Genomic DNA, 26,687 nt, shown 5'->3' on the forward strand with positions numbered 1-26,687 from the left:
TAAGTCAAACAAAACGCAGGCTGACATAGACTCTGCTATTGGTACAACACGAGGAGCAACGCACGGGTCATGTCTGCCTTCTGTCACTACAGTTTTTTCATTACCAAAAACATCTACTGTCCTTTTTGGAATTAATATTGAAGATGCCGGCTTTACAACAAATCTGAAGATAATATCCTGCCCTGTTGAAATTCCGCCGAGAGTCCCACCTGCATTGTTTGAATAAAACCCATAGGGTGACATCTCATCATTATTTTCACTGCCAAACATCTCTGCCGCTTTAAAACCTACGCCAAACTCTATCCCCTTTACGGCAGGTATAGACATTATCCCCTTTGCAAGCTCTGCATTTAATCTATCAAATACAGGCTCGCCAACACCAACCGGCACACCTTTTATTATAATTTCAACAACTCCACCTACTGAATCTCCTCTATTTTTTGTTTCCAAAATAAAGTCAAACATTTTTTGGGCGGCTTCTATATCAGCACACCTTACAGGATTTTTCTCTATATCATCCCTTTTGAAAGTTTCAGCCTTAATCTTTCCTACTTGCAACACATGACCAATAATATCGATATTTTTATTTCGTAATATTTTTTTGGCAATTGCACCGGCACATACCCGCCCAATTGTTTCCCTTGAAGAAGAACGCCCCCCGCCTCTGTAATCCCTAATTCCATATTTCATAAAATATGTATAGTCAGCATGCCCGGGTCTAAAAAGATCTTTAACCTTACTATAATCTTTTGATATTTGATTTTTATTATACACAAGCATACATATGGGTGTACCGGTTGTTTTCCCTTCAAAAACTCCGCTCAATATTTCGACTTCGTCCTTTTCATCTCGCGGCGTTGTTATCTCACTCTGCCCAGGCCTTCTTCTGTCGAGTTCAACTTGAATATCCGACTCATCAAGCTCAAGCCCGGCAGGGCAACCGTCCACAACCACTCCGACAGCTTTACCATGGCTTTCACCGAAGGTCATAAACTTATAAATTCTTCCAAAACTATTTCCTGCCATCAAACACCTCTATCTGTAAGTAATAACATCAGCAAGTTCTAATGTAATCAAACCATGCTCAACCATTGAGTCTATAATTGGCAAAAATTCATTAATCTTTTCCTCTTTATCTACAATTTCCACTATCAAAGGTAAGTCATCGGAAAGTGTCAAAACTTTTGACGAATGAATTACCGAACTGGCACCATACCCATATATCCCCCTGATTACAGTAGCACCTGCGATATTGTTCTCCAAGCACTTATCAACAATCGCTTTATATAGGGGTTTCCCTTCATACCTATCCTTTTCCCCAATAAATATTCTCATTAATTTTCGTTTACCTTGTAATTTTAACATAATCATACCCTCGCCAATATAATTCCAAAATAAGCAAATATTAAGCTTAAAAAAACATTTAGAAAAATATTTGCCACAGCCAGCAATAACATACCATCTTCAAACAGATTTAAAGTCTCCACAGAAAAAGTTGAAAAAGTCGTAAAAGCGCCCAAAAAGCCTACGCCTACAAACATTCTAAAGTTTTCAGTAATAGCAAGCTTTTCCACAGACAAAGTATACAAATACCCGAGAGTAAAAGAGCCAACCACATTCACCAATAATGTCCCGTAAGGAAAACTTGAAGAAAGTAAAAGGTTCGTATACTTTGAAGAAAAATATCTTAAAATTGCACCGAAAAAGCCACCCATACCAATTATAAAAATTTTCATCTTTACACCTTTATTTAAAATGTATATAAAATAACCATGAGCAAATATCAACTTATAATATTTATATCACTTTTTGCATTCTCAATAAATATCCCTTTCGGAATACTGAGAGCGAAATATAAAAAATATTCGCTCGGATGGTTTCTATGCATCCACGCACCAATCCCTTTAGTCGCAGGAATAAGAATCTTCTCCAAAGTCTCCCTATATTTTATCCCCATTTTCCTTGCTGTTTCAATCTTAGGACAAATTGCGGGGGGTAAATTTAACAAAACTATTTAATCTTTCTTGCCTTGACTATAAATGCACTGTGATTATAAATCCACATTTCCGGCCTGACGGATAGTCCGTCTACCTTCCAAGGCCTTTTTATTAGCTCGAAAGTTTCTATATCATCAAAATAACCGGTTTCCTTTAAAGTATCAACATAGGTTTTCACTTGCAAAACCGTAGGAATGTAAGAGACTATCATCCCGCCATCGATAAGTCCAGTTTTACAATGTTTTAACACATGCCATGGCTCTGGCAAATCTAAAACAATCCTATCAAAACAGCCTTCAAACCCGTCATATATATTGGATATAACAATATCATGATTGTCAACTTCGCCCAAAAAATTATGAATAAAGTTTTTAGATTGCAAAGCAAAATCCTCTCTGACTTCAATAGAAGTCAACCTTCCTCTACCACCCAAAGCTCTTAAAAGAGCGATTGACAAAGCCCCCTGCCCTATACCTGATTCCAAAACATTTAAACCTGGATAAATATCGGCATACATAAGTATCATTGCAGTGTCTTTCGGATATATTATCTGTGCATTTCTTTTAATTTTCATAACATAGTCTATATAGGTCGGTTTAAAAACCCTGTATTCTTCCCCCTTACTTGCCTTAACAAGACCGCCGTTTCCTGCATTGATAATTTCCGCGTGATCGATAAATCCGTATTGACTTGAAAACCTTGCACCCTCTTTCAAGGTAATCATATATTTTCTTGCCTTTTTATCGCTTAATATTACCAAGTCACCATAATTTAAAATATCCATATTCACCATCCCATTTTTTGCCTTTATAATATTCATTCCCGATAATAGCAATAAAATCTTAGTTGTTAAAACATTAGTTTTTTGTTACTTTTATACTAAATACCTATGAGGTTAACAATTATGTTCAGACTTTTGCTACTTTTTATAATTTTAGCTCCACAGTTAATTTGTGCAAAAGAAAATATAATCGTTTTTCATGCAGGAAGCTTGAGTGTCCCCTTCTCTATGTTAGAAAAAGAATTTGAAAAAAATAACCCGCAATTTGACGTAATTAGAGAAGCTTCCGGCAGCAGAGTGTGTGCCAGAAAAATATCCGAGCTTAAAAAGCCTGCAGATATAGTTGCAGTTGCGGATTATTCTGTCATAGACAATCTCTTAATACCAGAATATGCCAAATTTAACGTGCATTTTGCCACAAACGAAATGGTAATAGCCTACACTGCCAAATCCAAATACAGTGAAAACATAGACAGCAACAATTGGTACAATATCTTATTGAAAGATAATGTAAAAGTGGGGCACTCAAACCCTAATTTGGACCCTTGCGGCTACAGAAGTATTTTAGTGGTTAAGTTGGCTGAAAAATATTATAAAATCAACAATTACTACAATCAGCTTCTGAATTACGGAGATAGTTACGAAAACGGAGAAGAAAACCGTTCAAAAATTATAGTAAGGCCAAAAGAAACAGATTTATTGGGACTTCTTGAGTCAGGAATAATTGACTATCTGTTTATTTACAAGTCGGTTGCCATACAACATAATTTGAAGTATGTAAAATTGCCAAATGAAATTGCCCTCAATGATATTAATTTTTCAGACTTTTACAGCATAGTTAATTTTAACATTACCGGAAGCAAGCCGAGCAATTTTATTACGGTAACAGGAAAACCAATTGTGTATGGCATAACCATACCTGAAGACCATAAAATTTATCCCAATAACAAAAAAGGGGCAATTAAGTTTCTAAATTTCATACTGTCTGAAGACGGACGAAAGATTATGGAAAACTCCGGACAAAACCCTATATATCCTCCTTTAGTTACAGGAAATATAATCAAAAATGAGTAATTTTTTAATTTTAAATAATATATCTTATAAAATTGGAAACTTTAACTTATTTATTGATAATTTAGAAATTAATGAAAATGAATATTTTATAATTCTTGGTAAAACGGGAAGCGGTAAAACAACACTTCTTGAAATTATAGCCGGTTTGATTAAAGCAAATACCGGAAAAATATTTCTTAAAAATCAAAATATTACAAATCTTCCACCGGAAAAGAGGCATTTTTCTATTGTATATCAAGACTATGCACTTTTCCCAAACATGAAAGTCAAGGAGAACATTCTCTTTTCTTCAAAATACACAAAAATAGATAATAAGCTATTTGAAGAGTTGATAGATTTTTTAAAAATAAAAGATATCATGGAAAGAGACATCCAAAAACTCAGTGGCGGAGAAAAGCAACGGGTCGCACTTGCAAGAGCTTTATTATACAAACCAAAAACTCTTTTACTTGATGAGCCTCTTAATGCCATTGACCCAGTGTTTAAATATGAAATAATGGATTATTTAAAACAGCTTATCCCAAGATTTGGTATTACAGTTATACACGTAACTCACAATTTTCGTGAAGCACTTTATCTGGCAGACAAAATAGGAGTAATCGATAAAGGAACTATATTGGAATATAATAACAAAGATATTATTTTTAACTCCCCCACTTACAAAGAGACAGCAAAGTTTCTTGGATTCAAGAATATTCTCCCTGCCAATATATTAGGGTTTAAAGATAAAAAAATATTTACAATCAATCCTGCAAAAATATTGATAGAGCCGTATTCTGCAGATTATAAACTTGATTGTGAAATCATGGAGATATTAAACTATACCGACCATTTCAAAGTTTACCTTTCACACAAAGGGGAAAAGATATTTACAAAATGCACAAATATAAACTTATCTTCTTGTAAAAAAAGTTTAAAAATTGGATTCAGTAAAGAAGATATAGTTTTTTTAAGAGAAAAAAATGAAAAACAGTGAAATTTATAAATTAATTTTTTATTTCCTCAGCGGATTTTTGATTTTATTTTTTAGTTACCCTATAGCCAAGCTGATATATAATGTTGGTCTTTCAAACATATTAAACACCATATCTGAAAAAGAGGTATACAAATCTATTGGTTTGACCTTCTACATATCTTTTTATGCGGTAATTATAGCTTTTATCGCAGGGATTCCTCTTGCCTATATTTTGGCAAGGTATAATTTTTGGGGTAAATCTTTTGTAGAAGCTGTTATAGATTTACCTACCATGATACCTCACACTGCCGCCGGAATAGCAATACTGTTAGCTTACAACAATACATTTATAAATAATTATTTTAATATACGCATAATTGATAGTAAAATAGGAATTATGTTTGCCATGATGTTCTTATCCTCATCTTACCTTGTAAATGGAGCTAAAGAGGGTTTTAGAAAAGTTGATATAAAATTAGAAAATGCAGCGAGGACGCTTGGAGCAAATTGGTTTTCAGCATTTACAAGAGTAGTAGTGCCCAATGCAAGACATGAAATAATAAATGGAATGTTAATGATGTGGGCAAGAGGTATTGGTGAATTCGGAGCGATTGTAATCATTGCATATCATCCTATGGTCGCGCCTGTATTAATATATGACAGGTTTAATAACTTTGGACTTCAATACTCTGCTCCGGTTGCTGCAGCAATGATTCTTATGTCTATGATAGTTTTTATTAGTGTAAGAATAATTAACAAAAAAACTTAAAAAAAATACTAATATATTTACAATGTTATTAAAAGTTGGTAACATTTTGGATAGGAGAGCTTAAATGTTAGAAATTTTAATAGCAGACGATGATAAGGATGCTCAAAATCTACTTGGCTTATACATAAATAAGCTCGGATTTAAAGTTCATTACGCTTCCAACGGTATAGATGCACTTAATAAAATAAACGAATTAAATATTTCGATTGCCTTGCTTGACTGGATGATGCCCGGTATGAGCGGAATAGAGATTACACAAAAAATAAGAGAATCAAAGATTGACAGATATGTATATATCATTATGGTTACTGGAAAATCTGAAAAAGATGACACAATTGAGGCACTCCATAACGGCGTTGATGACTATATAGTAAAACCTTTTACATTCCAAGAATTAAAAGTCAGGATTTTTGCTGCAGAAAGAATAATAAAATTAGAAAACAAACTTAAAAATGCTTACAACAAACTATACAATGAAAGTATACATGACGTATTGACAGGAGTGTTAAACAGAAAAGCACTTATGGAAAAAATTGAAGACTACAACAATAAAAATAAATCACTTGGTATCATAATGATTGATATTGATAACTTTAAAGTCATTAATGATACATATGGGCATCTTGTCGGTGACCAAATATTAAAAGAATTTTCCGCCATAATATCAAATACTATAAGAAAGTCGGACTTTGTAGGAAGGTACGGTGGGGAAGAATTTTTAGCCGTTATTCCTGACTTGGATGTAATTGAAGTTAAAACAATTGCTGAAAGAATAAGAAAAAATATAGAATCAGAAACATTTCATATCGGCTCACTAAGCCTTAAAATAACAGCAAGTCTGGGCGTATATGTTTTAACAGAAAAAACTAAAATTGAAGACGCTATAAAATTAGCTGACGATGCACTATATGAAGCTAAAAAATCTGGCAAAAATAAAGTTATAGTTTATTAATGGCACATTTATTGCAATAACTAAAATATGAATATTATTCAAGATGTTACAGTAGTTGGTTGTAGTATTCACCCAATTACACCCAACTACATAATTTGTTCATTTTGGCTAACTGATAACAATACTGGCTCTACCAGTATGTTTTTAATTGAAAAAAGCCAATTTATAAATTTGACCAACTTTCACACAATTAGCAAAAAAAATGAAATTAGCTATAAATGCGTCTATTGCAGCAATAATAAATGTTTGATAAAAAGTTCTAAAAATTTTGAGGCATGTCTAAATAAAATTTTTTACTCACCAAGAAAATATGACAGAATTGAAACCAATTTAAAAGGCCTTATTAAGACCAACTTACATGCATATGACTGTCAAGATATTATTATAAAAGATATCAGTCTTGGCGGCATAAAGTGTATTCTCACCAACCAAGAAGTAAGCCTTCAAGTTGGTGAAAATGTTTATATCACACTTTGTACGTGCGGTTTTAGAGAGGAATGTGTCTGTAAAAAATGTTTCAATTTTAAAACAATACTGGATAATGTGCTCGAAGGGGTAGTTGTCTGGAATATTGGCACAATGTATGGCATAGTCCTTGACCATGTTAATAAAAACAGCTCTAAAATAGGCGAAATATTAGAAAATATTTAATAACATAACTATGCATATTTACAAAATCAGACAGATAGCTGTTTAATTGATTAGGGTAAGCAGTATAAAATATTCTCATATAGCTACTTTATTGTTTAAAACAACCGTAATTGCGCTATTTATAATGTTAGCTATTTTCATAGAATTAATATTATGTACGATATCATTATATTCATTTTCCGTTAAAGTTAAAAAAACTTCCACAAGTGCAGGGTCAAAATATGAGCCGGAATAAGACTTAATAACATCCATGGCTTCATTAAAGTTGTAAGCCTTTTTATAAGGTCTCTCAGACACAAGAGCATCAAAAACATCTATAATACTAAAAATTCTCGCAATAAATGGAATCTCCTCGCCCTTGAGTCCATGAATATAACCTGTCCCATCCCATTTTTCATGGTGGTACAAAATTAAATCTTTTACCGTAGATAAGACCTCGTCACTCTCCACCAACTTATAGCCCATCAACACGTGCTTTTGCACTATCTTCCTCTCAAAGTCCAACAATGCCTCATTTTTCAAAATAATACTATCAGGAACACTTATCTTTCCTATATCATGTAAATAGGCTCCTATAACAATCTGGCCAGTTTCATAACTGTTTAACTTTAACTTATTTGCAATATTTAACGATATCAGCGCGACTCTTTCAGCATGCCCTTCAGTTTCAACATCTTTCATTTCAAGTACTTTTGACAGACTCTTAATACTATTGGAATAAGAAATGCCCAATTTATCATAGGAAACTTTCAGCTTGTTATCAAAATTATCAAGGGTTTTAATTGCATTTTTGAACTCTCTATAAAGAATTACATATACTATAAAAGGTATAAGTGAAGCAAAAAGAATAACTGCAAACGTTTGAGGTCCAAGTAAAAATAATTTTGGAGCTACTGTATAATACTCAGCAACGGCCACAACTTTACCGCTTTTGGTAATCGGGATATATGTTTCAAGTAATAAGCCTTTATCCAAAAGGTAGTAGTTTTCATTTTTGCCGGGATTTACATATTCACTTATTATTTTATTTTTCTTAATCGATTCTATAAGCTCTTCGTTGATAAATTTTCTACCGATGAAAGATTTGTTGGCAAAGCTATATAATATTTTATTACCAACCCATATCCTAAAGTCAACTATATCCCCATAATTATACAAATCATTAATGCTATCCTCAATTAAAGGGTAATTCGGTTTAAACTCACCCTTCTCATCTATTATGTTAGCTAATTCAAGACGAGTCAATTTATCAAGCCTTTCAATAAATTTGTGTTTATTACCACTTAATTCCACAAAATATACTATTACCGGTAGTATCATTAAAAATAATATTGTAAAAGTTAATACAAATACAAACGTCCTCCTATAGAAGCGTTTTTGTAATTTATTAACAAATTCGCTCATTACAATAAGCCACCATCATGAAAATGACATCTTATACAGTAACCACCATTATTAATATATTGAACGTGAGGATTAGAATGACTTGTAAAACTTCTACCATTATGGCAAGTTCCATAACAGAAATTTGTAAAATTGACATTACTAACGTAAATAGTAGTCTGAAGTGTTCTACTAGCATCTTTTGTGCTAAAGGGGGCTCCCCCATCAATATTCCAATTTACATCTTTAACCATAGCCATATAGTTTCCTGAATGTATATCATGGCACGCAAGACATGGAATTGACTTAGAACCATGCGTCTCATTTGAAAACCTTGTCAACACTATCGGCGCCCTATTTGTAGCTGTGCTTACCGTTAAATCACTTCTGTTAGCGGGATTTTGAGAGTAAGAACCATCATGGCATTTCAAACAAAATTCATTTATTCTATAAAACTTTTTCCAATAGCTGCTTGTACCTGTATAGCTAGTACTCTGCGTAGGGGTAAAAGGCTGCAGTGTGTCAGGGTCAACAAGACTTTCAATGACAGTAGTAGCCAAATTATCTTTTTGCACTCCATGCGGTCCATGGCAGTTAATACACTCCATATGTGTACTGTTACCTGATTGAGCAGTAGAAATTACATCATGGGATTTATTGTAATATCTAAAGTTATTTGGATTTGTATCTTTAAATTTCCCCTTATGGCAGGCATAGTTTGTGCTTGATTTTCCACAAGTAACGTTATTATAACCTGGAGAAGCATATGTACCGACTGAAGTATCTGTAACACTTTCAATATTTTTACCTGTCCCGTTTGGCACAGGAGCCACGGCTAAGTTTCCGCTTGAGCCATGACACACAAAGCATAGGTTTTCTTCATTGCCCCTTAATAACTGAGAAGTCTGAGAGTTAGTAATTAAGTCCTTTGCATTATGGGCCTTGTGGCAATTTCCGCACGAATAATCTGATGAAATTGGAGAATTAGTAACTACTTGATTATGAACGGAATTTGTAAATGTCAACGTTCCTGTTTTCTTGTCATGACAAGCTGTACACAGAGTAAGTTTATCAGCATTTCTTAGAAAATATTCAGCTTCGGTATGAGGGTCATGACAAGTGGTACACTCTATCCTATTATTTTGCAACTTAATAAAACTTGGCAAGCTGAGAGGTGACTTTAATTGAGTATCAGAAGATGCAAGAGAACTGTCATACACAAATGAAATCGGATGATCGTCCATCAAATTTGTCCCGAGATTGGCTCCACCTGAAATAGTAGCATTTAAATCACTAACTGAACCATTATAAATAGCATTAAGCGCAATAGTGCCATCATGGCAAGATAAACAAAGTCTTGAATTACCTGTAGGTTGACCAGGATTCGCGTTTAAGGTGTTTGATGTATATGTAGTGTAAACTGTATTACTCAGTTCTCTATTCCATAAAGGTGCATATGTTAAAGCATTATGTGGAGTATGACAAAAAACACATACTCTATCCTCGGTGCTTGATTTTATAGTCCCGGGGCCAGATTTAGACAAATTATGCTTCGTATTTTGCACACCAGCATAAACAACTATAGTGAAAAGCATAATTATAAAGAATAAACAAATTTTTTTCATATCTTACCTCCGGAAACTAAAATGCAAATTATATACCATTTATTCATAAGACTTATATTTTTTTATTCTCGAATTAAAAAGATCAGCTATATAAATTTCATCTTCATAACAATAAATTCTTTCAGGCATATAAAATTCGTCATCATGAGAGCCATTCTTCCCTATGAAAAACAATAAATCTCCATTTATGTTAAAAATTTGGAAATTATCAAAATCGGTATCAGTAATATAAACTCTTTTATATTTGTCTATGCATATCCCTTTGGGCTTGGAAAAATAACCCGGACTGTTACCTATGCTGCCAAAGCTTCCTAATAATTTTCCGTTATAGTCAAACTTTAAAACTCTAAAATTCATGGAGTCAAGCACAAATAAAGTCCTTTCATCAGGGATTACGTCAATATCAATGGGAAAGTTCATTTCATAATTAAACTCTTTTAATATATTCCCGCTAAAATCTGTCTCCAAAATATTATTTCTTTCTTTGTCACTTATAAATATCACATTATTTTTGCGGTCAACTTTAATAGAAGTTGGTTTCTTCACAGGGATATCAAAAAAGGATATTTTATCTGTAATAATATTAACTTTAATAATTTTACCTAAATCTGAATCAACCAAATAAAGATCATTACCATCAAAATCAAGATCAACTATCGACTTTAAATGTGTTGAATTAAACTCTCTGATTGTCTTAAGCCTAAAATTATTTTTATCAAAAACATATAATATACCAAACACTATATCACTTACTGCAATATAATTATCATTTGCAGCAACTGCAAAAGGTCTAAACAAAATAGGCACAGCATCATAACCGTATCCAAAGAATTTCTTAAAAAAACTGTAATTTTCTTCTATAGTTTTACCGTCAATAATTTCTACCAACGCAACTTTTGGGTTAGTAATATCCGGGTAAAAATATTCTAAAAAGTTAGCAGTGCTCTTTTCTTTATAAGCACAACCACTAATTATTAACAGTATTATCAATAACTTTAACGTCAAACGTACCATTAGCCTTCTCCATAACCTCAGCATATCTTTTTTTAAATATACCGTTATGCATAATTCTCTTAATTTCCTCTTTTACCTCTTGAAACGGTATTATCTCAGGAGGAAATTCTTCTTTGACATGGACAATTAAAAATCCAAAAATATTTTTATATGGACCGCCATACTGACCCTTCTCTAATTTTTCAATATCTTGTATTGGGTAATTTTTAGAGAATCTATAAATTCTTTCCTCTTTTGGATACTTTTTATCAGAACACTCTTTTAGCGCAGATTTATCACCTTGTTGAAGTCTTTGCTTAACTTCATTGGCAAAATTTTCTTTTTCTTTCATCTGCTCAGGCTTTAAGTTTCTTGCATCAGCCTCTATTAAACAATTATCTACCTTCCAAGATGAGCCAAGATTAAACATGTCTTTGTTATTATTGTAGTAATCTAATAGCTGGCTATCTGGAATATCTGTAGATTCAATAGCTTCTTTAAAAGCATTCTTTATATTTAAATCTATATGTGTTAACAAAAGATCCTTCTCAGTTATATAATTTTGTGCTAATGCTTCTTGAAATTCATTATCACTTTTAAACCTTTTCCTAATATCTTTAATCACATTGCTTGCTTTTTCTTCTGCCTTTTTATAAACTTCAGGTTCAGTTTTATGCAGATATAAACTTAATTTTCTTGACTCTACTGCAGCTTTAAAAGCATCCTTCCAATAGTCAGCTTTATTAAGGCTTGCCCCATGAAATTTTCCTATTGGCAACACTGTATTAACAAAACTATTAACTTCAAATTGAGTAATCGAAGTATTGCCAATTTCAGCAACAATATTATTTGCAAAAACATTAACACTAATTGCGAGACTTATAAAAATAGTCAAAATTCTTACTAATCTTGAAATATACAACATCTTCTGTTCTCCTCATGTCGTTTTCGACAGTTATATTCTTTCGATAGCCAATTGCAAGTCTAAATACCCTTGTGTAATATTTAGCAATAAACTCATAATCATCCCCTTTATTGCTACTCTTATCAAGCTCTTTCTCGTACGAGAATATACTTTCCAACCTTGATGTAGGTTGATAAGTAAGTTTAAATTTAAAATAGTCATCATTTTTAAAACTTCCGGTAGCATCATCCCTATCTCTTTCAAAACCAAACTCTGCAATCAAATATGGTGAAACTGTCGGAAAATATTTATATTTTATTAGTTTTATATTTGCATTATAAGTTTCAACCTTCTGCTCATAATCATAGGCTCTATAAATCAATTCACCAATAACATTTCGAGCATTGATTTGATAATTAAAATCTCTAATAGTATTTTTAGTCTTTTCAGTACTATTTGCATATTCATATATTTCTTTAGAATAAAATGCTCTAAAATTATTTATTTTATAATTTATTAAAAGTTCAATACTATTTAATCTTTTAGTATAGTTATTTTTTTCAGTTTCTTTAGAATATAGTGGGAAAAATGATAACTTTCCTTTTTTACCAAGAATTTCACTATAAAGCATAAACTCGTATTTATCCCTTTTATCATAACCGTTACCATTACGTGTCTGATATTTACTATTTAGATATAACTTTTTATCTAAAGTATAGTAACCATCTTTAGACTCAAAAAACATTTCATCATAAAACTCATTATCGTAATCATTGTGGCTGTATCTAAATGCCTTATCAAAGATATAAACATAAGGTCTAATTTCAAATCTATCTTCTGCACTGAAAATATATTCGTCATTATAATCAAGATTCCCTCGAGGGTCATCTGTAATTGTATAATTATAACTAAGGTAATTAATATCAAACCTATTTTTAAAATATTCAGAAGTATTAAGAAAATAACCCGTACTTCCACCTATTATTTTTTTATCATAAGTTCCATAGTTTAAATTATTAACACTAAATTCGAGATCGTTAGAATCACCTGATATAACATTTATAATTCCATCAACGGATGTACCGAAGTTAATTGTATACTGTCCGCCAGAAGATAATACTATCAAACCCAAACCGGCATTTGAGCCATCAATATTTATTCCTGTCAAATCAATGGTTATAGAAGAATTTCCGGTATTTAAAATTAATAAACTGCCACTCCCCTTAAGTCCACCTGATAACAAATTGGTAATTCCGATATAATTATACGTATTATTAATGTCATTTAAGTCAACTTTTTCTTTACCTATCGAAAATTTAATGTAAAAAGGTAAATCTATGGTGTCATAGTTATAAGCAAAATCATAAAAATAGCCTTCTTTTATGTCATTGGTATATTTACCTTCATCATACTTATATGAGAAATTATTCTGTAATGAATTTACCCCTTTTTCATAGCCAAAATCAGCAAATAAATGTCGGCTTTCATAATAAGCACCCTTATAAAATTCTTTTATTTTTTCACCATATCCGCCAACCTTGAAATCTCCAAGCTTATAGTTTACAGAATTTCCAAAAACATCAACAAATCCAAGTTTATACACATCTTCTTCTTCATTGTCTGAGCTGTCAACATAATCTTTTTTATTTGACTCATAATATAGACTAAAATTATTCTTTATACCTGCACCAGTAGATAGATTTGTTTCATTTTTAAGATAACTGGCATTGTCAGTAGTATTTTTATAATCATAAACAGTATAGCTTGACATTAATGTCAAGCTACCCGGCTTGAAAAAATAATAATTAGTAGTAGAGCTTTTCTGATAGTCGCCTAAAGATTTAATTATACCTTCTAATTCACTGACGTCAGACTTTATCTTAGAAAGAGAATTAAAGTATATATCGTTATCAATATCTGTTTCTTTATTTGCATAATGTTCGAATGACATGGAAATTTTATACTTTGGGATGTTAAACCTTAACTTACTTTTTACATTATAAAATGTATCAGATTCGCTATCAGATTTATAAAAAGGGGTACTAATCTTCATATTATCATTATAAAATCCTAAATCATATCTGTTAACCTTTGCATCAAGATCTATACTTCCCAAACGCCTTCCATAAAAATCACGATTAAAAGATGTTTCAAGAAACAAGTTATCCAATTGATTTGATTCCGTTTTTTTAGTCTGATTATCGCTAAAACCATATTGTTGTAATTGTAAATCATAACCAGCATTTAAATAGAGATGACCAGCAAAAGTAATTTTATCTAAGAATATAAAAATGAGTAAAGACAACAATAAAATATAAAATTTATTTATCATGACAATCACTGCAAAGACTATTTAAACCATCTCTTAATAATTTATCTTTCTTCCCATGAGGATCATGACAAGTGGCACACTCAACCTTATTATTAGAAAACAAAGGCAGTTTGTCCAATACTTTTTTGTTTATCACAGCAATATTTTTTTTCACATTTTTAGCAGTATCAATCGATATTGAAAAAGGGTGCAGATTATTATGATTTATATAATCAGGATGGCAGGAAAGACACACTTCGGTTATCTTTTCAATACTCTTAATATTTTTCTTAAATTCTTTCACATTTATAGTGGGCGTTGCATACTCGTAAATCTTACTTTTACCCCAGAAAGCTTCAATGTCATACGATTTTCTTATCTTATGACAATACTTACAATATTGTTTGCCTTCGTCATCACTCTTACCCATAAAAGTAAACCTATGAGAATTTGATACTGCAAAACAAGTTGCAGAAAACATCAAAAAGATCACAAAAATATACCTACAACTATTCCCCATAAAATAAACCTTGTTAATTATTTTTAACTAAATCAATGTCTATTCGTATAAAAAAACTCTATAATCAATATCTATAAATAAGTTATTATGCAGTATAATATTAAACTCAGAAATCCTTCTTACTTTAAAAAATCCATACATCATCACACCCCCAATTCTCAAAAACCTCATTTAGTCGAGTGGCAATCAGCACAAAATGTCTTAAGATCAGTTGTCCTTAGTAACTTATTATATGGTATTGCAACTTCAGCAGATACAGTCCCATAAAATTTATAAAACAGCATATCCGTACCTACTGGTCCTTTTTTGTGAGGGTCATGACATGTTATACATTCTACCTTACCATTAACAAGCTTGTAACTACCATTAGTGCCAATAACTTTACCATTATTTACATTACTACTAAGGCCTGAATCTTTATTATAATCATATTCTATTCCTATTGGATGATTTGCTTTGCTGTAGTCTATTTCCAATTTACCCATATTGAGGCTTGCAAAATAACTCTCAGTATATCCAGTTGATTCTGACATCCCATCATGACAAGCCATACAGGCTTCTGATGATGGGTTAATAGATGTGTCTTGAATATTATCAAGAGTATTGGTAGGGCTAGTATATGCCGAATATGCCGCACCATCATCATATTTATTTACATCGTTCCACAAAGGTATTTTAGTCCCTGCATTATGAGGCTTATGGCAAGGAGCACATGGACTAACATCAGCACCGTCGACCCTCGAAAAATTATGAGGGCTTGTATGACCATCAGGAGTAAAATTATGACAGTTATATGTTGAACAACTTGACGCATATAAATAGCCGGAAGTTAATAGAAAAAAAGAAATTACAAGGAATTTGAATTTAATTTTACACATATCCCACCTCATGATTAATAGCTTATCAAGGCGGGGTACTTTACCCCGCCACAAAAAGCTATTAATTGTTATGGCAAGTCTGACAAAGTGTTGTTTTTGATGCCCTTAAAAAGTCTCCATTTGTATCATCATGTGGATCATGACAAGTTGCACACTCTAAAGTATCAGAAGAAGCCCCATAAAATTTAAAACCTGCTGACTTAACAGTTGCTAAAGCTACCAATGCAGTATTAGTTCCTGCATCATCATACTTAATAGCTACAGGGTGCTGGCCACCTGAATTATTGGTATAATCTAATTTCAAACCTGTAGTAATGCCTGCTTTTACTGGTAGCGCACTTGCAAAATCAACATTTACAGATTCTACCATACCATCATGACAAGCCATACAAGCTTGTGAAACATTACCCAAAGTACTTCCAGGTGTTTGATTCAAAGCATCTGTTGGAGATGAATACGCAGCATAAGTGGTATCATCAAACTTGTTTGAATCATTCCACAAAGGGATTAATGTACCTGCGTTGTGAGGTTTGTGACAACCTGAACATGCAGTAGTACCGTAATTATTGCCTGCACTTGAGAAGTCGTGTGCAGTCCCCGCAACCGCTGCAAAAAGCATGGTTGGTAAAGCCAATAAAGCTAACAACATTAAAAGTTTTTTCATAAATACCTCCTGTCTGTTTTATGAAACAAATTTGTTGAATTACTTATAGCATTAACTGTGCCAACAATTGTCATTTTTTTATGAACCATTGCCTACTTTAATAATCTAACGTATCGCACTATATAAAGGTGGTTCACTTATTTTCATACCAAACTTGTAAGATTTTTTGGCTTGCCAGAAAATTGATCACTTATTATTGATACAAACTGTATACAAAATACAATATTTTGACACAGTGGTGGTACACTTTTGACACACTTTTGAAACAGATTTGAAACATTAACAATAAAAGATTGGACAACGACACAAATCGATACTAATTTTCAGTTTAACAGAGAACTGCCCGAAGCTATTTAATGCCGTGCCTGTCCAGCATTCTATATAGTGTAGATCTGCTAATTCCCAAAGCTTCCGCTACTTTGACCTTATTGCCATTATAATCATCAAGGGCTTTTATTAAGGCATTCTTATCGACAAGTACATTCTCTGCCTTGTCAATTGGACAGAGATTGAGGTCTGTTTTTAAAATAACACCGCTATCTTTAGCTTTTACTATTGCATTTCTGATAACATTTTCAAGCTCTCTAATATTCCCGGGAAAGTCGTATTTTAGAAGACATTTTTCAGCTTCTTTGGAAAGTTTCAAAATTTCTCCACCTTCAGCATATTTTTTTAGAAAATAATTGGCGAGGGGAAGTATATCTGACTTTCTTTCCCTCAATGGCGGTAATTTAATTTCAGCAACCTTTAATCTAAAATATAAATCTTTTCTAAACTTCCCATCTTTAACCTTATTTTCAAGGTTTACATTGGTTGCAAAAACATACCTTACATTGAGCTTTATTTCCTTTTTACCTCCTACTCTCCTAATAGTGTTTTCTTGCAAAACTCTCAATAATTTTACCTGAATATCAAGCTCAAGATCGCCTATTTCGTCTAAAAATAGAGTCCCATTGTTTGCAAGTTCAAAATATCCCTTTTTATCTTTATCTGCGCCTGTAAATGAGCCTTTTTCATATCCAAAAAGTTCAGATTCCAAAAGAGAAGCCGGAATCGCATTACAATTTACGGCAAAAAACTCATTATTCTTTCTGTTACTATACTTATGAATTAGGTTAGCTATTACTTCTTTACCTGTTCCACTTTCACCCAAAATTAAAACTGGCATATCACTTTTAGCTATCTTAGCCAACTCCTTCAATATTTGCACAAAGCTAGGAGAATTGGCTATAATTTCGTCTTTATTTTCTGTTTCTGTGTTGTTATTGTTTTCTACCGAAATTGCAGCCTCTTGCCTCTTTTCATAATTTTCAATTATTCTTTTTAAATCTTTAATTTTGAAAGGCTTGCTCAAATATTCATAAGCCCCCTCTTGTATTGACTTTATTGTCAGCTCGCTTGTACCAAAGGCAGTTATTAATATAAAAATAGCATCGTTACCTTCACTTTTTATCCTTCTGAGAAGCTCAAGTCCGTCAAGCTCATTCATAACAAAGTCACATATTATAACGTCAAATTTTTCCTTTTTTAATATATCGTAGGCGTGTATTCCATCATAAGCGACTTTAACATCATAGTCTTTTTGAAGCCCCATTTTAATTATTTCTCTTGAGTTTTTGTCGTCATCAACCACTAACACTTTAAGCTTCATAATAATTAACCGGTATCCTTATCCCAAAAGTTGTATTTTTATTGTTTGATTCAAAGTATATTTCACCCTTTAAAGCCTCTGCCAACTCTTTACAAACGGATAATCCGAGGCCGGTACCTTTGCCGGTTTTTTTAGTGGAAAAAAACGGATTAAATATTTTATCAATAACCTCTTTCGGCACACCTTTCCCATTGTCTGTTACCGAAATATCCACGATTGGCTTCTTGATTATAGATTTTACTTCAATTTGACCATTATCAGCTCCAATACTATCAGCTGAATTTTTTATAAAATTAAAAAGTATCTGCTCTATAAATCCCCTATCAGAAACGATGTCATAATCTGATGTAGAATAAGTAATTTTAATATTGTCAGAAATTGTAAAAGATATATCCTGAATCAAATTCTCTATCAGCACTTTCAAGTTAAACTCTTCTATATTTGGGTCAGGTTTTTTTGAGGCATAAAGATAATTTTTGATTATAGTCTTCATTTTAGATGTCTGTCTTACAATACTTTCTGCCCTTTCTTTTACAAACTCATCTTCATACATTTCAAGCAATAAATCAGCGTTGCCCAAAATAACGTGAATAGGCGTGCCAAGCTCGTGAGCCATTTTAGATGCAAATTGACCAAGAAGTGAAATTTTTTCAAGCTGATTAACTTTTTCATTAAGAGCAATTTCACGTTCTTCAATTTTTTTCACGACCAAATACAGCATAAAAATATATGCTATAAAACCTAAAAGAGTAAATATGGAAGCCCTCACTCTGACATGATTAATATTATGTATTACATTGGTAGCATTTTTATAAACTTCCATTACCCCTTTTATTTCGCCGGAAAAAACAACAGGTATATAAATTTCTTGTACATATTCAACATTTTTTATATTCATGAGATAATGAGCGCTTTCAACTTTATCTATATGTTTAATCTCATAAAAATTTTCCCCTTTTAAAGCTATCTTCAGCCCATCACTTTCATTATTCAAGCTTAATAACTGCTTTGAATTTTTCACAGCTAATCGCTTACCTTTATTATCATAAACTACAATATCAATTAATTCCGGTTCAAAATCAAGACTGTTAAAAAGTGTAGAAAAGTCAATATACTCATTCCATAAATTTCTATATACATAAAGACTTGTCTTACTCATTAATATATTTCTAAACTTTGCATCAAAAGATTCCTGTTCACTTTTAATAATAAAATTTTTAAAATCTTGATAAATCATAATATTCATAAGAAACAGCAATCCGAAAACAATAGTTACAGTAGTAATAAGAAATTTCTGTGTCAAAGATATCCTGTCAAAGAAATACGCTAACCTGCCAATTATATTTTTAATCAATCTACCACCTAAGCATAGGCTCTTCAACCGTCATATTTTTTCGAGCTTTCTTGTATATATCACTCAAATATTGAAAAACAACCAATCTTCTATTCGGTGCATCAAGCACATATATCCTATCCTTTGAATCAATAATTATATCTTTGGGATTGTTAAATCCCCCCAAATATACAGACGGCTTCTGATCGCCCATATAGTATAAAAATGTTCCATCCTGACCATATATTTTAAACCCATTTGAAGCGATGTCAACTATATATATGTGCCCTTCAGAGTCAAAAGCGATTCCGTTAGGAAAATTTAGCGCCCACAAATTATCCCCCGGCTCGAGTAAATCTTTTATAAGATTACCATCTTTATCATAAATAAAAACCTTACCGACAAATTTTGAAACAGCAAAAATTCTCCCGGTGCCATTTTCAACAGCCAAAGCAACTGGTGCAGGAACTTTTTCAATACTCTTTACAAACTTGCCATCGAGAGTCAGTATGTCGATTTTACCAAACAGCTGATCTGACACATATATTTTACCATCATAAACATAAAGGTCTGTTATATCTTTATAAAGTCCCGTAGAATCAAAACTTCCGCCACTTTCAAATTTCTTAAGATCTTCATCTTTAACTTTCTTACCATATGACCATAAGACCTTTTTATCTTCATTTATTTCCATTATACTTCCAGAAGCTCTGTTAGCAATAAAGATTCTTCCATCGGGAGTAACATCAATGGCACATGGCATTATACTGCCAAAATTCAAATCTCTAATCTCCTGTTTTACAAAGTCAATAATCTGTATCTTAAAGGCAATCGGAGAAGCAATATAAACTTTACCTTTCCCGTCAGTAGCCATTCTGATTGACCTGTTTTCTATCCACTTAACATTAACATCACCAACTAATTCTTTTAAGATTGCACTCTTCCCGCTCTCCTTTTTTGGGAATTCATTAGAATTGGTAATAACTCTCAAAGCCTGTATTTTTGGATTTGCTGACTCTTTTGGCCATACATACTCATCCAATACAAATTTCGGAGGTTTAGAAGCACAGCCAAATATAACAAATACAATAAAAATAAAAAATAATTTCCTCATATCCCAACTCCTACAATTTATCATTATGACATTTTAAACACAATTCCATAAAATCCGTTACATCCTGTTGAAATAACTGCTTGGATTTACCGTAATGAGGGTTGTGACACGACACACATGATAATTCTTCCCCCGTGCTTCGAATGATTTTATCGGAAGTAGGGTGCGCATTGGAATTAAAATTAGCAAGTACATGAACACCTGACTTTTTATCGGTATGACAGTTATTACATATCCCATTAATTTTATCATTTAAAAGAAATTTCAACTCTGATCCGTGAGGGTCATGGCAAATGTTACAATAGCCGGCTACTGTCGGACCGTGGGCAAACTTGGCCTCAAACATTGCCGACTGAAATTCCTGATGGCACTGCAAACACTTTGTAGAAACCGGTTGCGTAGGGGTAAAATAGTTATTTTTATCGTGGCACTGAAAACATTGTATTGCAGCAACAGGGCCGTGTACAAACTTTGTCTTAGTTTTTTCTTTATGGCATTTCATACAATCGGACGACTTCTCAAAGCTATGACAACTCACACATAAAGTCTTATTTTCATCCATATGGAAAAAAGTTTTCTTTTTTACTTTATCCCTATATGCAACTGTAGAAGTTTTGAAAAATATTTTCAAATTTTGCTGTGAACCTTTGTAGTCGATAAGTATGTCATTCTCATCTTTATCTAAAGTTACACTTTTCATAAAAACGTATTTTTCTCCATCTTTGGAAGCCAATTTTCTAAAGTTACCAATCTCTTCTACCTTATTATTAGTCTTAATAGTAAACTCTTCAGATTTTTTTACATATCCTACTATATGAATGGTCCTATTAAATACAACGGTATTATTTGTAGGATATACAATAGTTAAATCTGCGGAATAAGCCTTTGTAAAAACAAAAAACAGCAATAAACTAATCAAATATATTTTTTTCACACGCTTTCTCATAATATTCGCTGGCTTTTTCGTAATTTCCTAATTTTGCATAATTTTTTGCTAACAAGTAGTATAACTTACCCTTACTTGGAAAAATATTTTCAATGTTTTTCAAAATATCAAGGGATTCATTATATTTCCCACTCAGATATTGCACATAGGCAATATAAAATTTTGCATTCATATTAAATGCAATAGTATTCAACATTTTGTTTGCATCGTCATACTTTCCAAGCATTATATATACTTCACTCAGTTTAAGTTTTTCAAGCTGATTTAATCCATCAACTTCAATCTCTGCCAATCTTCTTTCCGCATCATCTTTTTGACCGTCCTCGATTAATCTTTTAACAAAATTAATCTTTGGTAATTCGCTTCTCTTTGTAACAACCTTGTTATTACTTTGAAATTGTTCATATTCCTCTTTAGTAATTTTACCCCGCAAATAGTCAATATATCGGCCTACTTTCGCCACATATTGACCTTGATACCCCAAAGCATCAATAATCATATTTTCTTCATTTAAAAATATTGTTACAGGAAGAGTAAACAGCCCCCAATCAACCAAGATGTCACCTTTAAATTTAACAAAATATATATTCTTTGTATTTTCAAACTTAATCCCGGCAATCTCGTTAGCATTTTTACCGGAAACTTCAACTGCAAAACAAACGATGTCTTTCTCGTCACATATTTTTAAAAATTTTGTTAAGATGTCAATACTTATCTGCTTGTTTGAATCCCACACCAATACCATCTTTTTATCTTTTATACCGGCTGCTTTTTCAATAGGCTTATCCAAAGATTCAAATTCTGATAAATCGATCTTATCATTAATCTTCAGATTTTTAATTGGAAAAGCATATGATATATTAGCAATAGCAAATACTATTAACAAAAATAATGTTCTAATCATAACAGTCACCTTATTCTGTATATTTTACAGGATTGAGACGATCATACTCTTTCGGCTTGTGGCAACCTACCACACAGCTACCGCCGGTCTTTGTTTTTGTGAAATTAATAGGCAATTCCCAACCACCACTGCCAAAAGGTACAGATTTTCTTACATGATTTTGCTGATTTGAAGCATGCACCTCATGACAAGCTTTACAGCTTCTGCCTTTACCTTTAATCATAACGTGAAGATAATGAAGATTCCTATCCCCATTTCTAAAACCAGTATATTTTGTTGTATTTGAATATTTTAACACATCATCATTATGACAATTGAAGCATAACTGATACAATCCATCAACATACTGATTGTAAAACTTTTTAGGAAAAGCCATTTTTAAAATAAATGGGTTATCAGAGCCATGCACGTTATGGCAAGCTGCACATCCATCCGATGCAACAGGTCCATGAACATACTTAGATTCCTTGACTCTTTTTGCAATATCCCCATGACATTCAAAACAAACATTTTTTTCATCGGATTTTAACAACTTACCATATGCAGATGCATGAGGGTTGTGACATTCGGCACATTCTCCGTCAGCCACAGGTTTATGCTGGAACTTTGCCGTATCAACAAATTTTGACAAATTTTTATTCTCTTTATGACAACTCATACATAGCTCTTTTTCAGACTTTGCATTTAAGTGAAACGGTGCATCAGAGTTGTGAGGGTCATGGCATTTTGCGCACCCCTCTTTTACAGGTTTGTGAACAAATTTATTATTAAAGTCATCTTTTTTATCATTATGACACTTATAACATATTTTATCTTCTGAATCTCTCAATTGGTATTTATAATCGGAGGCATGTGGGTCGTGGCAAGAAGCACACTCACCCACTGCTACCGGACCATGCAAAAACTTTTTAACTGTCTTATTATTTTCATGGCATTGAAAACAGGTATCCGATTCTTTTTTCCCGATTATAAAATACTTATTATTGGCACCATGAGGATTATGGCAAGTTGTACATGAGCCGTCAGTAACAGGAGCATGCACATATTTACCATCAACTTTATTATCATGACACATAATACATACAGGCTGGTCACCTGTCGGTGAAGCAAAATCAATAAAGCTCTTTGGCTTCTCTGAATGCTTCTTATAATTTTCCTCACTTGCAGCATGGCATACATTGCACTGACCAGCAGATACCGGACCATGAGTAAACTGATTTTTCATAATATCAGTATGGCAGTTTCCGGTAGTACATGTCACTGCGTATGCATTAAAAGTAAGCAACATAAAAACAAATAAATAGCCTAACAACTTCATTGACTTCATTAAAATCCTCCAGCAATTTTTAAGAACGAATTAAGCAATTTATATACCAAATTAATTTCCAATTAGTAACTCCATAAAAGTTTTCTTTCGTTTCTTTTTATCATTATATTTTTCTTTTCTTAACTTATCAGTATGATAATACTTGTATCTTAGCATTGTTTCTTCCCCATGACAAGTTGAACAAAAAGTAATAATCCCTTTATACTTCAAAAAACTATTCAAAACATTTCCTTCAGTATTTTCTGTAACCTTATAATCGTGACTTTCACTCCACTTATGAACATCATGACATGTAGCACAAGTAATATTCCCTGTTAAAGACTTTTCTCCATTTTTCTTAAAAAGAAATTTATCCGGCAAATCTCTTTCAAGCTTAAAAGTCATAGGAATCTCAGGGTGACCATAAATATTAATCGCCTTAGTCTTGGCGATTCCATTTTCGCTATGGCAACCTAAACATATTTCTTTTACAAAATCTTTATTCGCATCGACATCTTTCTTATAAAAATACTTGTTATTCTCTGAATAATTGTGAACAGTGTGGCATGCATCGCATACGGAATCTTTATCTTTGAAGATAAGACTCATATTATGTTCCGAATATAGCACATCTTTTTCTTTTTGATGGCATGAAATACATAGTTGATAGGATTTTAAAATATTTGATGGAAATAAATATTTATTATTTATATGTGGCTCATGGCATGTTTTACAAACAACTTCCCCGTTGTGAGTATAAAAATCTTTAATTTTTTCGTCCTTCATGCCGATATGACTTGTTTTAATGATGTTATTTCCAAAAATATTTTTATCACTATGACAGCTTTCACAAGTGCGAATTAATACAGCATCTTCAGTTTCACCTCTTTTGTGGATATCATGACACAAGTAACAATTCTCTTTTTTAAATTTACCGGACATATCTCTAAAGTGTGTTGAATTATGAGGTGAATCCAAAAATTCTTTCTTATCTTTATGGCATTGAAAACAAAAACTATCTTCTTTATATTTAAGAAATCTGTTTTTCCCTTTCTGTTGACTGTGCGGATCATGACATGAAATACAGCTAAGATTTTCCTTGATGGCATTTTTTTTATCTTTGATAGTGCCAAAAGGGTGCAATACTTTAACAATATTGTTTTTTGCAACACCATTAGTATTATGGCAAACTTCACAATAATCATTATCATTATTATAATCCCACTTAATAGACATCAAATATTTATTGCTAAAGGAATTATGAACCACATGACAATTTTCGCATAAACCTTTTTTCTTTTGATCATGGTGTTTTGAATTAAAAATACCATTTTTTTCAATATGGCAACTTATACAAAAATCATCCTTATTGCTAAAGTTAATCCTCAAAAACTTTTTATTCTTACCGGGTTGATGAGGGTCATGACATGTGGCACATTGAATTTTTGAATCGTAAAGCTTGAAGTTATCAGGAATAACATCATGAACAATTTTGTTAACCGGGTGGCTATTTTCCCCGGGTATAAATTGCTTTGCTACCCCATTCTTATTATGACAGTCTACACATATATCTTTAATATCTCTTTTCAAAAGATATTTATTCTCAGAATTATGAATATTATGACAGCTGAGACAAGTTATATCATTTAAACTATGTTTAGAACCTAAAATATCTTTTTTATTGTCATGACATTTTAAACATATAAAATCATTTTTGACTTCAGCCCTTAAAAAATTCTTTTCTTTACCGTGTGAATCGTGACAAGTAGCACAATTGATAAATTTGTCATTATTTTCCTTATTCATTTCACTAAAATAATTTATACTTTTTGTAAATAACGGTAAATCTTGACTGTTTTTAACCTCAACACTTACCGGATGATTAAATCTATCCTTGAAAATCCTTTTTTCGCCAACAATATCAGCCTCTATATGGCAAGACAAACATGCTTTGCTTAATAAATCGGTATCAACATTTGGCAAGTCAACTCCCCAACCGTGAGGACCGTGGCATGCTGAACATGTTCCATATTTATCAGGTGTCTGACCAAACTTATTTTTAAACCCTTTTTTCTTTTTTAAGTCATGGCTTGTGTTTTTCACTGATACCTTATTCTTGTGACAAGTAAGGCAAAGTTTATCATCTTTATTATCAACTATTAATAATTCTTTATTGATACCTTTATGAGTATTGTGGCAGCTCAAGCAAATTATCCTGCCATCCTCAAACTTTCCTCCTAAACTTTCTACTTCTGAAATCATTGTGTTATCTGTTGGTATATTTACAGGGTGGTTTAATACACCTTTTTTGTATTGTTTTTTAGAATCCAATTTATCGGTATGGCAAAAAGAGCAAATTTCCGAATTTGCAATTTTACCCAACAAAATCTTCTTCTCTTTAGGACCGTGGGGAGTATGGCAACTTTCACATATTATTTTCTCATCATCCCCTAACTTTCCTTTATTTTCAACTAATTGCCGTGAAACACTCATTTTACTATTTAGCTTGGATTCAGGGTGATTATAATGACCTTTTTTATCCGAGTGACACATTTTACACAACTGTGAATTAGTATTTTCTACTCTTAAGAAAACACTTCTGCCTATGTCCCCTTTGTTAATATCCTTTGTGCCATGAGCAGTATGGCAAGTCCTACATTGAATCTCACCATTTTCAAGGGGCAATTCTTCAGGAATCTTCATGTTTGATGGTGGCTTTATGCCAACTTTATGCATATCATTAGCCCATACACGTAATCTGCTATCAGCTACCGAACCGTCATGACAAGAAAAGCACATCCTTTCGTTTGCAACAATTCTGTCCTTTTGGTAGTCTACTATTTCAGTCCCTTTTAGCTCGTAAATAAATGAATCCATCCACTCATAGTGGCAAATCGCACACTCCTTTGCAGATTCTTGACCTGTAAAAGAGTAGCTTGCAGATAAATAAGAAAACAAAAATAAGCAAATTATTAT

25 protein-coding genes are annotated in these 26,687 nt (G+C 32.4%); 5 read left to right on the plus strand and 20 right to left on the minus strand.

Going from position 1 to position 26,687, the window contains the following annotated elements; genetic code table 11:
• The 5 genes from aroC to LF845_RS05455 form a co-directional block, all read right to left on the minus strand.
• Positions 1 to 1,026 (minus strand): chorismate synthase (aroC, locus tag LF845_RS05435; RefSeq protein ID WP_242819988.1); only part of this gene is annotated, 1,026 nt, incomplete at its 3' end.
• Positions 1,027 to 1,035: 9 nt separating this feature from the next.
• Positions 1,036 to 1,365 carry a DUF190 domain-containing protein gene (locus LF845_RS05440; protein WP_242819989.1) on the minus strand — a complete coding sequence of 110 codons (330 nt, stop codon included), beginning with the start codon at positions 1,363 to 1,365 and terminating at the stop codon, positions 1,036 to 1,038.
• A gap of 2 nt (positions 1,366 to 1,367) precedes the next feature.
• Positions 1,368 to 1,736, minus strand: a complete 369-nt coding sequence (crcB, locus tag LF845_RS05445) for a fluoride efflux transporter CrcB (protein WP_242819990.1) — start codon at positions 1,734 to 1,736, stop codon at positions 1,368 to 1,370.
• Positions 1,737 to 1,783: 47 nt separating this feature from the next.
• Positions 1,784 to 1,957, minus strand: a complete 174-nt coding sequence (locus tag LF845_RS05450) for a hypothetical protein (RefSeq protein ID WP_242819991.1) — start codon at positions 1,955 to 1,957, stop codon at positions 1,784 to 1,786.
• Between the two features lie 53 nt (positions 1,958 to 2,010).
• Positions 2,011 to 2,781, minus strand: a complete 771-nt coding sequence (locus tag LF845_RS05455) for a tRNA (adenine-N1)-methyltransferase (protein ID WP_242819992.1) — start codon at positions 2,779 to 2,781, stop codon at positions 2,011 to 2,013.
• A 120-nt stretch (positions 2,782 to 2,901) separates the two neighbouring features.
• On the opposite strand from LF845_RS05455, the gene wtpA reads away from it, so the two are divergent.
• The 5 genes from wtpA (at position 2,902) to LF845_RS05480 (ending at position 7,179) form a co-directional block, all read left to right on the plus strand.
• On the plus strand, positions 2,902 to 3,852 hold the full coding sequence (wtpA, locus tag LF845_RS05460) for a tungstate ABC transporter substrate-binding protein WtpA (RefSeq protein ID WP_242819993.1): 951 nt from the start codon (positions 2,902 to 2,904) through the stop codon (positions 3,850 to 3,852).
• Complete coding sequence (locus LF845_RS05465; protein ID WP_242819994.1) at positions 3,845 to 4,828, plus strand: ATP-binding cassette domain-containing protein; 984 nt, start codon at positions 3,845 to 3,847, stop codon at positions 4,826 to 4,828. The genes wtpA and LF845_RS05465 overlap by 8 nt, the downstream gene beginning before the upstream one ends.
• Positions 4,815 to 5,576 carry an ABC transporter permease gene (locus LF845_RS05470; protein ID WP_242819995.1) on the plus strand — a complete coding sequence of 254 codons (762 nt, stop codon included), beginning with the start codon at positions 4,815 to 4,817 and terminating at the stop codon, positions 5,574 to 5,576. The genes LF845_RS05465 and LF845_RS05470 overlap by 14 nt, the downstream gene beginning before the upstream one ends.
• Positions 5,577 to 5,640: 64 nt before the next feature.
• Positions 5,641 to 6,528 (plus strand): GGDEF domain-containing response regulator, encoded by an 888-nt coding sequence (locus LF845_RS05475; protein ID WP_242819996.1) that lies wholly within the window; start codon positions 5,641 to 5,643, stop codon positions 6,526 to 6,528.
• A gap of 27 nt (positions 6,529 to 6,555) precedes the next feature.
• Positions 6,556 to 7,179, plus strand: a complete 624-nt coding sequence (locus LF845_RS05480; RefSeq protein WP_242819997.1) for a PilZ domain-containing protein — start codon at positions 6,556 to 6,558, stop codon at positions 7,177 to 7,179.
• A 75-nt stretch (positions 7,180 to 7,254) separates the two neighbouring features.
• Here LF845_RS05480 and LF845_RS05485 read toward each other — a convergent pair whose 3' ends face one another.
• The 15 genes from LF845_RS05485 to LF845_RS05555 all read right to left on the minus strand — a co-directional run bounded on the left by LF845_RS05485 (position 7,255) and on the right by LF845_RS05555 (position 26,669).
• On the minus strand, positions 7,255 to 8,499 hold the full coding sequence (locus LF845_RS05485; protein WP_242819998.1) for an HD-GYP domain-containing protein: 1,245 nt from the start codon (positions 8,497 to 8,499) through the stop codon (positions 7,255 to 7,257).
• A gap of 83 nt (positions 8,500 to 8,582) precedes the next feature.
• A complete protein-coding gene (locus LF845_RS05490; protein ID WP_242819999.1) occupies positions 8,583 to 10,187 on the minus strand; it encodes a cytochrome c3 family protein in 1,605 nt (534 codons plus the stop codon).
• A 39-nt stretch (positions 10,188 to 10,226) separates the two neighbouring features.
• A complete protein-coding gene (locus tag LF845_RS05495) occupies positions 10,227 to 11,201 on the minus strand; it encodes an NHL repeat-containing protein (RefSeq protein ID WP_242820000.1) in 975 nt (324 codons plus the stop codon).
• Positions 11,155 to 12,105 (minus strand): peptidyl-prolyl cis-trans isomerase, encoded by a 951-nt coding sequence (locus LF845_RS05500; protein ID WP_242820001.1) that lies wholly within the window; start codon positions 12,103 to 12,105, stop codon positions 11,155 to 11,157. The genes LF845_RS05495 and LF845_RS05500 overlap by 47 nt, the downstream gene beginning before the upstream one ends.
• Positions 12,047 to 14,416 (minus strand): hypothetical protein, encoded by a 2,370-nt coding sequence (locus LF845_RS05505; protein ID WP_242820002.1) that lies wholly within the window; start codon positions 14,414 to 14,416, stop codon positions 12,047 to 12,049. The genes LF845_RS05500 and LF845_RS05505 overlap by 59 nt, the downstream gene beginning before the upstream one ends.
• A complete protein-coding gene (locus LF845_RS05510; RefSeq protein WP_242820003.1) occupies positions 14,406 to 14,825 on the minus strand; it encodes a cytochrome c3 family protein in 420 nt (139 codons plus the stop codon). Before LF845_RS05510 ends, LF845_RS05505 begins: the two co-directional genes overlap by 11 nt.
• A gap of 257 nt (positions 14,826 to 15,082) precedes the next feature.
• Entirely contained in the window at positions 15,083 to 15,793 is a 711-nt protein-coding gene (locus tag LF845_RS05515) for a cytochrome C (protein WP_242820004.1), read from the minus strand.
• Positions 15,794 to 15,854: 61 nt separating this feature from the next.
• A complete protein-coding gene (locus LF845_RS05520) occupies positions 15,855 to 16,457 on the minus strand; it encodes a cytochrome c3 family protein (RefSeq protein ID WP_242820005.1) in 603 nt (200 codons plus the stop codon).
• 349 nt (positions 16,458 to 16,806) lie between these two features.
• On the minus strand, positions 16,807 to 18,108 hold the full coding sequence (locus LF845_RS05525; RefSeq protein WP_242820006.1) for a sigma-54-dependent transcriptional regulator: 1,302 nt from the start codon (positions 18,106 to 18,108) through the stop codon (positions 16,807 to 16,809).
• Complete coding sequence (locus LF845_RS05530) at positions 18,098 to 19,462, minus strand: sensor histidine kinase (protein WP_242820007.1); 1,365 nt, start codon at positions 19,460 to 19,462, stop codon at positions 18,098 to 18,100. The genes LF845_RS05525 and LF845_RS05530 overlap by 11 nt, the downstream gene beginning before the upstream one ends.
• 1 nt (position 19,463) lies before the next feature.
• A complete protein-coding gene (locus LF845_RS05535) occupies positions 19,464 to 20,555 on the minus strand; it encodes an NHL repeat-containing protein (protein WP_242820008.1) in 1,092 nt (363 codons plus the stop codon).
• A 10-nt stretch (positions 20,556 to 20,565) separates the two neighbouring features.
• Positions 20,566 to 21,489 (minus strand): cytochrome c3 family protein, encoded by a 924-nt coding sequence (locus LF845_RS05540; RefSeq protein WP_242820009.1) that lies wholly within the window; start codon positions 21,487 to 21,489, stop codon positions 20,566 to 20,568.
• Positions 21,467 to 22,405, minus strand: coding sequence for a tetratricopeptide repeat protein (locus LF845_RS05545; RefSeq protein WP_242820010.1), 939 nt, complete (start codon positions 22,403 to 22,405; stop codon positions 21,467 to 21,469). The genes LF845_RS05540 and LF845_RS05545 overlap by 23 nt, the downstream gene beginning before the upstream one ends.
• Positions 22,406 to 22,415: 10 nt before the next feature.
• Positions 22,416 to 23,732, minus strand: coding sequence for a cytochrome c3 family protein (locus LF845_RS05550; protein WP_242820011.1), 1,317 nt, complete (start codon positions 23,730 to 23,732; stop codon positions 22,416 to 22,418).
• A gap of 51 nt (positions 23,733 to 23,783) precedes the next feature.
• Positions 23,784 to 26,669, minus strand: coding sequence for a cytochrome c3 family protein (locus LF845_RS05555; protein ID WP_242820012.1), 2,886 nt, complete (start codon positions 26,667 to 26,669; stop codon positions 23,784 to 23,786).
• Between the last annotated feature and the right edge of the window lie 18 nt (positions 26,670 to 26,687).

The organism is Deferrivibrio essentukiensis, from assembly GCF_020480685.1.
Classification (GTDB): Bacteria; Chrysiogenota; Deferribacteres; order Deferribacterales; family Deferrivibrionaceae; genus Deferrivibrio; species Deferrivibrio essentukiensis.

Bases quoted from the DNA above. Each gene is read 5' to 3' on its own strand.
- LF845_RS05440 (WP_242819989.1), bottom strand. From the start codon at position 1,365: ATGTTAAAATTACAAGGTAAACGAAAATTAATGAGAATATTTATTGGG.
- crcB (WP_242819990.1), bottom strand. From the start codon at position 1,736: ATGAAAATTTTTATAATTGGTATGGGTGGCTTTTTCGGTGCAATTTTA.
- LF845_RS05450 (WP_242819991.1), bottom strand. From the start codon at position 1,957: ATGGGGATAAAATATAGGGAGACTTTGGAGAAGATTCTTATTCCTGCG.
- LF845_RS05455 (WP_242819992.1), bottom strand. From the start codon at position 2,781: ATGGATATTTTAAATTATGGTGACTTGGTAATATTAAGCGATAAAAAG.
- wtpA (WP_242819993.1), top strand. From the start codon at position 2,902: ATGTTCAGACTTTTGCTACTTTTTATAATTTTAGCTCCACAGTTAATT.
- LF845_RS05465 (WP_242819994.1), top strand. From the start codon at position 3,845: ATGAGTAATTTTTTAATTTTAAATAATATATCTTATAAAATTGGAAAC.
- LF845_RS05470 (WP_242819995.1), top strand. From the start codon at position 4,815: ATGAAAAACAGTGAAATTTATAAATTAATTTTTTATTTCCTCAGCGGA.
- LF845_RS05475 (WP_242819996.1), top strand. From the start codon at position 5,641: ATGTTAGAAATTTTAATAGCAGACGATGATAAGGATGCTCAAAATCTA.
- LF845_RS05480 (WP_242819997.1), top strand. From the start codon at position 6,556: ATGAATATTATTCAAGATGTTACAGTAGTTGGTTGTAGTATTCACCCA.
- LF845_RS05485 (WP_242819998.1), bottom strand. From the start codon at position 8,499: ATGATACTACCGGTAATAGTATATTTTGTGGAATTAAGTGGTAATAAA.
- LF845_RS05490 (WP_242819999.1), bottom strand. From the start codon at position 10,187: ATGAAAAAAATTTGTTTATTCTTTATAATTATGCTTTTCACTATAGTT.
- LF845_RS05495 (WP_242820000.1), bottom strand. From the start codon at position 11,201: ATGGTACGTTTGACGTTAAAGTTATTGATAATACTGTTAATAATTAGT.
- LF845_RS05500 (WP_242820001.1), bottom strand. From the start codon at position 12,105: ATGTTGTATATTTCAAGATTAGTAAGAATTTTGACTATTTTTATAAGT.
- LF845_RS05505 (WP_242820002.1), bottom strand. From the start codon at position 14,416: ATGATAAATAAATTTTATATTTTATTGTTGTCTTTACTCATTTTTATA.
- LF845_RS05510 (WP_242820003.1), bottom strand. From the start codon at position 14,825: ATGGGTAAGAGTGATGACGAAGGCAAACAATATTGTAAGTATTGTCAT.
- LF845_RS05515 (WP_242820004.1), bottom strand. From the start codon at position 15,793: ATGTGTAAAATTAAATTCAAATTCCTTGTAATTTCTTTTTTTCTATTA.
- LF845_RS05520 (WP_242820005.1), bottom strand. From the start codon at position 16,457: ATGAAAAAACTTTTAATGTTGTTAGCTTTATTGGCTTTACCAACCATG.
- LF845_RS05525 (WP_242820006.1), bottom strand. From the start codon at position 18,108: ATGAAGCTTAAAGTGTTAGTGGTTGATGACGACAAAAACTCAAGAGAA.
- LF845_RS05535 (WP_242820008.1), bottom strand. From the start codon at position 20,555: ATGAGGAAATTATTTTTTATTTTTATTGTATTTGTTATATTTGGCTGT.
- LF845_RS05545 (WP_242820010.1), bottom strand. From the start codon at position 22,405: ATGATTAGAACATTATTTTTGTTAATAGTATTTGCTATTGCTAATATA.
- LF845_RS05550 (WP_242820011.1), bottom strand. From the start codon at position 23,732: ATGAAGTCAATGAAGTTGTTAGGCTATTTATTTGTTTTTATGTTGCTT.